The sequence below is a fragment of the Motilibacter deserti genome, from assembly GCF_011250635.1.
GTDB lineage: Bacteria > Actinomycetota > Actinomycetes > Motilibacterales > Motilibacteraceae > Motilibacter_A > Motilibacter_A deserti.
This window is the reverse complement of the sequence record NZ_JAANNP010000227.1, coordinates 1-1,389: the sequence shown is the minus strand read 5'-3', so window position 1 is coordinate 1,389 and position 1,389 is coordinate 1. Positions and strand designations below refer to the sequence as shown.

At 74.8% G+C, this 1,389-nt stretch carries 1 protein-coding gene and 1 pseudogene; both read right to left on the bottom strand.

All coding sequences use genetic code 11. From position 1 onward, the window contains the following. Window positions 1-93 precede the first annotated feature (93 nt). Window positions 94-1,275: a ParB/RepB/Spo0J family partition protein gene (locus G9H71_RS22650; protein WP_166285001.1), complete on the bottom strand. Its 1,182-nt coding sequence runs from the start codon at window positions 1,273-1,275 to the stop codon at window positions 94-96. After that, window positions 1,272-1,389, bottom strand: a pseudogene (locus G9H71_RS25635) (ParA family protein); the annotation flags it as partial. The pseudogene G9H71_RS25635 and the gene G9H71_RS22650, both read right to left, overlap by 4 nt.

Genomic DNA, 1,389 nt, shown 5'->3' with positions numbered 1-1,389 from the left:
CATCGAAGCGCTACTCCGTTCGTCGACGAATGCTCCTGCACCGCCCGGACGGACCGCAAGGCCACGGCCGGTGAGGTCCGTGCCGAGCGCGGCTCAGTCGGCAGGCGGGACCTCCGCGCCAGGCTCCAGGATGCCCACGATCCGCTCGAGGTCGTCCAGGGACGCGAACTCGAGCACGATCTTGCCCTTGCGCCGGCCCAGGTCGACCTTGACCCGGGTCTCGAAGCGGTCCGAGAGCCGGTCGCTGAGCTCGCTGAGCCGGGGCGAGACCGGCGGCCGCAGTCTCCGACGCGGAGCCGCAGCGCTCGGCTCCTGCTTGTCCAGCGCCACGATCTCCTCGACCGCGCGCACGGACAGGCCCTCGGCCACGATCCGCTGGGCGAGCCGCTCCTGCGCCGCCGCGTCGCTAAGCCCGAGCAGGGCACGTGCGTGCCCGGCGCTGAGCACCCCCGCGGCGAGGCGCCGCTGGACGACGGCGGGGAGCTTGAGCAGGCGCAGCGTGTTGGAGATCTGCGGGCGCGACCGCCCCAGCCGCTTGGAGAGCTCCTCGTGCGTGCAGCCGAAGTCCTCGAGCAGCTGGCCGTACGCCGCAGCCTCCTCGAGCGGGTTGAGCTGGCTGCGGTGCAGGTTCTCCAGCAGCGCGTCGCGCAGCAGGTCCCCGTCCTGCGTCGTGCGCACGATGGCGGGGATCGTCTCCAGCCCCGCGCGCTGCGACGCGCGCCAGCGGCGCTCGCCCATGACGAGCTCGTAGCGTCCGCCGGCCACCGGCCGGACGACGACCGGCTGCAGCAGACCGACGACGCCGATCGACTCGGCCAGCTCCGCGAGCTCGTCCTCGTCGAACACCAGCCGCGGCTGGCGCGGGTTCGGGCTGATCGCGGAGATCGGCACCTCGGCGTAGTGCGCGCCGGCGTCGAGCTCCTCGTCGGCAGCACCGTCCGACGAGGCCGCGGTCTCGCCGGCGCCGGCAGCGGGCGTGCCGTTCGCGGCCGCCTGCGCCGCGGCGTCGCTCCCGCCCGGCGTGCCGTCCCCGCTCGCGCCGGCGCTTCCGGCCGGAGCACCCGCCGTCGAATCGGTACCCGAACCCTCGTGGGCGCCAGCACCGCTACCGCTGCCGCTCCGCTGCCCGGCCTTCTCGCCCTGCCCGGCGGCGCTAGCGTCTGCCGGCTGACCCGTCGTCTCCGCCGGCCCTGCCTGGCGGGTCGGCTCCGGGCGGGCGGACGTCGGGATCAGCGCACCGAGCCCACGGCCGAGCCCACGACGACGGTCGCTCACGCCGACTCCTCCTGTCGCGCGGCCCGCCGGGCGACTTCTCGTGCCGCCTCGAGATAAGCAAGCGCTCCGCTCGACCCCGGATCGTAGGTCAGCACGGTCTGGCCGTAACTGGGG